This is a genomic window from Phenylobacterium sp. (assembly GCF_031360265.1).
In the GTDB taxonomy this organism is placed as follows: Bacteria; Pseudomonadota; Alphaproteobacteria; order Caulobacterales; family Caulobacteraceae; genus Phenylobacterium.
Genome location: NZ_JANMBF010000041.1, coordinates 1 through 4,163 on the forward strand (window position 1 = coordinate 1; position 4,163 = coordinate 4,163).

Sequence of the window (4,163 nt, forward strand, 5' to 3'; positions counted from 1 at the left end):
TCAACCACGGCCGCGAGCTCGATTGCCTGACCCAGGCGGTCTATTTCGAAGCGCGCGGCGAGACCCCGCGTGGCCAGGCCGCGGTCGCCCAGGTGGTGCTGAACCGCGTGAAGCACCCCGCCTTTCCAAAGACCGTCTGCGCCGTGGTGTTCCAAGGCGCGGCCACCCACGGCTGCCAGTTCTCCTTCGCCTGCGACGGCTCCATGCGTCGCGGCCGCGAAGCCGGCGCCTGGGATCGCGCCCGCAGAATCGCGTCCCGCGCGCTCTCCGGCGCTGTCGCGGCCGACATTGGCTCGGCGACCCATTTCCACACCACCGGCGTCGCGCCGGGCTGGGGTCCGCGCATGCTGCGGGTGACCCAGGTTGGCCTGCACGTCTTCTACCGATTCAACCCGCGCGGCCGGGCGTTCGAGGCCGCGCGGGAACACGCGGTGTTCGCCAGCCTGCCGGGTCCGGTGCCCACGATCCGCCTGGCCTCGGCCTTGGTGGAAAAGACCATCGACGCAACCCTGACCGCTTCCGCGCCGCCAGCCTCGGCGCCGCAGCCGGCGGGGGTCCCATCAGCCAGGCCGCAGGCGCCCGCCAGCACGCCGACAACCGAACTGACCAAGACCTCGGACCCGGTAAGCGTATCGCAGGTGTCGAGCACACCGGCGGCCTCTTGACGTCCTCGGCCTGACGTACGCCTGACGTCCAGCAGGGGAGCAACTCTCAAAGGTCAGGCCCGCGCCGCCCTTCGCAGCGCTTGGGGCGGCTGGCCGAAGGCGCGCACGAAGGCGCGGCGCATGCGCTCCGGATCGTGGAAGCCCGCAGCCTCGGCCACGCGATCAATGGGCTCGCGGGTGGTCTCGACGCGAATGCGGGCGGCCTCCAGGCGCAGGCGTTCGACGGCCTTGGCGGGGGTAAGGCCGGTCTCGGCGGCGAAGGCGCGGGCAAAGTTGCGCGGGCTCATGGCGGCCTGACCGGCGAGGCGCTCGACACCCAGCGGCTCGTCCAGCCGCCCGCGCACCCAATCCATCAACTCGGCGAAGCGGCCGTGCAGCCCGCCGGTGTCGAGCAACGCCGAGAACTGCGACTGCCCGCCGGGCCGCCGCTGATGGACAACCAGCTGCTGGGCGGTGGCGCGGGCGACCTTCGAGCCCAGATCGTCCTCGATCAGCGCCAGCGCCAAGTCGATGCCGGCGGTAATTCCGGCCGACGTCCAGACCTCGCCGTCGCGGATGAAGATCCGGTCGGGGTCCAGGCGGATTTTGGGATAGCGCCTGGTGAAATCGTCCGTGCGGCTCCAGTGCGTGGTGGCGCGCTTCCCGTCGAGCAAGCCGGCTTCGGCAAGCAGATAGGCGCCCGTACAGACGCTGGCCACCCGCCGGGCGGCGGGCGCGGCACGCTTAAGCCAGGCCACCAGCCCGGCCCGTTCGAGATAGGCCCGCGTGCCTTCGCCGCCGGACATCACGATGGTGTCAAAGGGCCCGTCGTCGAGAGCGTCCGCCGCCATCCTCACGCCGGAGGAGCTGCGCACGCCGCCGGCTTCCGCCGCCAGCACGGCGAGCCGATAGCTGTCCTGTTGATAGTGTGCGGCGATGTCGAAGGCGGCGATCGGCCCGGCGACGTCCAGCAGCTGGAAGTCCGGAAAGATCACGAAGGCAATGCGGCGGGTCATGGCATGAAACGTGGGAAAAGTGACATTTCAGCCAAGCCTTAGCAAGCTGATGGGTTCCGGACCTTAGGTGGCGGCGTCCAGGCCGATATCCAGGACGCTGGCGGAGTGGGTGAGGGCGCCGACGCTGATCACGTCCACGCCGGTCTTGGCGATGGCGCGAACGGTGTCGAGGCTGACCCCGCCGGAAGCCTCCAGCATCGCGCGGCCAGCCGTCAGGCGCACCGCCTCTGCCAGGTCTGCAAGGTTGAAGTTGTCGAGCATCAGCACGTCCGGCCGGTGGCGCAGCGCATCCTCGAGCTGGGCCAGACCGTCGATCTCCACCTCGACCTTCATCAGGTGGCCGGCGGCTGCCCTGGCCCGGCGCACGGCCTCGGCGACCGAGCCGCAGGCCGCGATGTGGTTGTCCTTGATCAGGATCGCGTCATCGAGCCCGAAGCGGTGGTTGACCCCGCCGCCGCAACGCACGGCGTATTTCTCCAGCGCCCGCAGGCCGGGCGTGGTCTTGCGCGTGTCGACGATCCGCGCGCCCGTGCCCTCCACGGCGTCAACGTATGCGCGCGTCAGGGTGGCGACGCCCGACAGGCGGCCCATCAGGTTCAACGCAACCCGCTCGGCGCCCAGCAAGGCCCGCGCATTGGCGTCGACCCAGGCGAGCTTTGCGCCCGCGCCGACCTGGGCGCCATCGTCCGCGACCGCCTTGAAGTCGGCGGTGGGGTCGAGTTCGAGGATCGCCAGGCGCGCGCAGGCGAGACCGCAGACGACGCCGGCCTTGCGGCTGGCGAAGACGGCCCGCAGGCGCGCGTCAGCCGGCACGCAGGCCTGCGAGGTCACGTCGCCCGCCCGCCCCAGGTCCTCGGCCAGCGCGGCGCGGACGGTGGGCGCGATCAGGATATCGGCGAGCGGTTCGGTCATTCGGCGGCGTATTTCCAGGCGCAGGCGGCGGGCAGGTCGGCCCAGTGGATGAAGGTGCGGCGCGGGGTCTCTACGGTCGTACCGTCGGCGCGGTAATGCCCGCCGCGGCTCTCGGTGCGGGCGAGCGCGCAGGCGGCGACGAGGCGCGCGGCCACCAGCGGGGCCGCGCGGCCACAGGCGGCCTCCAGAGCGTCGATTTCGTGCAGCAGACGCTCGAGGCCGTCGGCGGTGCGCACCACCCCGGCGTCGCGACTCATCGCCTGGCGAAGCTGGGCAAGCGCCGGGGCCGGGAGGTCGGGCGCGCCGATGCAGACGGCGGGCGCCGTACCGGGGTCGGTTTCGCCCGCGGCGGCGCGGCCCGCGCGGGCGCCGAAGACAGCGGCCTCCAGCAGCGAGTTGGAGGCCAGCCGGTTGGCGCCATGCACGCCGGTCGAGGCGCACTCGCCAGCGGCATAGAGCCCGGCGAGCGAGGCGTGGCCATCCGCGTCCGTGGCGATACCGCCCATATGGTAGTGGCAGGCCGGCGCCACCGGGATGGGCTGCGCGCGCGGATCGATCCCACCGGAAATACAGGCCGCGAACACCGCCGGAAATTCCTCGGGGAAGTGCGCGCCGACAGCCTTCGTCGCGTCGAGGAAGGCGCCTCGGCCGGCCTCGCGCTCGGCGTGGATTGCACGGGCCACGACGTCCCGTGGCGCCAGCTCGGCGTTGGGGTGGTAGCGGGCCATGAACCGCTGGCCATCGGCGTTGACCAGCACCGCGCCCTCGCCACGCAGGGCCTCGGTGGCCAGCGGCGCGGGATCGCGGCCGATGTCGATGGCCGTGGGATGGAACTGCACGAACTCGGGGTCGGCGATCCGGGCGCCCGCCAGCGCCGCCAGCGCCAGGCCCTCGCCCTTCAGCTCGGCGGGCGTGGTGGTGACGGCATAGAGGCCGCCGATGCCGCCGGTGGCCAGGATCACGGCGCGGGCGGTGATCTCGATCATCCGGCCCTCAGCCTCCGCAATCACCCCGCGGACTCTTCCGTCCGCGTCGCAGAGGAGTCCGCGCAGGCGATGGCCGGTGCGGACCTCAATGTGGCGCGCGGCCAGGACGGCGACCGTCACCGCCTCCATGATCGCGCGGCCGGCCTGGTCGCCCTTCACCCGGGCGATGCGCGGCCGCGCGTGGGCGGCCTCCAGGCTCTGGGCGAAGCCGCCCTCAGCCGTGCGGTCGAAAGGCGCCCCCAAGGCGGCCAGTGCGTGCACGGCAGCAGGGCCTTCCTCGGCGAGGAGGCGCGCCATCGCGGGGTCCACGAGACCTGCGCCTGCGGCCACGGTGTCGGCGGCATGCTGCTCGGGGGTGTCCCCTTCGCTCAGCGCCGCGGCCATGCCGCCCTGCGCCCAAGCCGAGGAACAGCCGTGGTTGAGCGCCGCGTCGGTCAGCACCAGCACCTTGGCTGGGACGGCGGCCAGCGCCGCGGTGAGGCCGGCCAGGCCGGCCCCCACCACAAGCACGCCGTCGTGCGCGAGTCGGCTCATCAGATCAGCTCCACGTCCACATGGTGGCGCGCCTTGATTAGGTCGTAACGGGCGGGAACCAGCGGTGGCGG

General features: G+C 72.4%; 5 protein-coding genes. 1 reads left to right on the plus strand and 4 read right to left on the minus strand.

Going from position 1 to position 4,163, the window contains the following annotated elements; translation table 11 throughout:
• Window positions 1-665: cell wall hydrolase (locus tag RMN86_RS03605; protein WP_309604464.1), on the plus strand; the 665-nt coding region annotated here is incomplete at its 5' end.
• Between the two features lie 53 nt (window positions 666-718).
• On the opposite strand, the gene RMN86_RS03610 is transcribed toward RMN86_RS03605, so the two are convergent.
• The 4 genes from RMN86_RS03610 to RMN86_RS03625 all read right to left on the minus strand — a co-directional run.
• Window positions 719-1,660 carry a GlxA family transcriptional regulator gene (locus RMN86_RS03610; RefSeq protein ID WP_309604465.1) on the minus strand — a complete coding sequence of 314 codons (942 nt, stop codon included), beginning with the start codon at window positions 1,658-1,660 and terminating at the stop codon, window positions 719-721.
• 63 nt (window positions 1,661-1,723) lie between these two features.
• Window positions 1,724-2,572, minus strand: coding sequence for a carboxylating nicotinate-nucleotide diphosphorylase (gene nadC, locus RMN86_RS03615; protein WP_309604466.1), 849 nt, complete (start codon window positions 2,570-2,572; stop codon window positions 1,724-1,726).
• A complete protein-coding gene (locus RMN86_RS03620) occupies window positions 2,569-4,092 on the minus strand; it encodes an L-aspartate oxidase (RefSeq protein ID WP_309604467.1) in 1,524 nt (507 codons plus the stop codon). The genes nadC and RMN86_RS03620 overlap by 4 nt, the downstream gene beginning before the upstream one ends.
• Window positions 4,092-4,163 (minus strand): hypothetical protein (locus RMN86_RS03625; protein ID WP_309604468.1); only part of this gene is annotated, 72 nt, incomplete at its 5' end. The genes RMN86_RS03620 and RMN86_RS03625, both read right to left, overlap by 1 nt.

Bases quoted from the DNA above. Each gene is read 5' to 3' on its own strand.
- RMN86_RS03610 (WP_309604465.1), bottom strand. From the start codon at position 1,660: ATGACCCGCCGCATTGCCTTCGTGATCTTTCCGGACTTCCAGCTGCTG.
- nadC (WP_309604466.1), bottom strand. From the start codon at position 2,572: ATGACCGAACCGCTCGCCGATATCCTGATCGCGCCCACCGTCCGCGCC.
- RMN86_RS03620 (WP_309604467.1), bottom strand. From the start codon at position 4,092: ATGAGCCGACTCGCGCACGACGGCGTGCTTGTGGTGGGGGCCGGCCTG.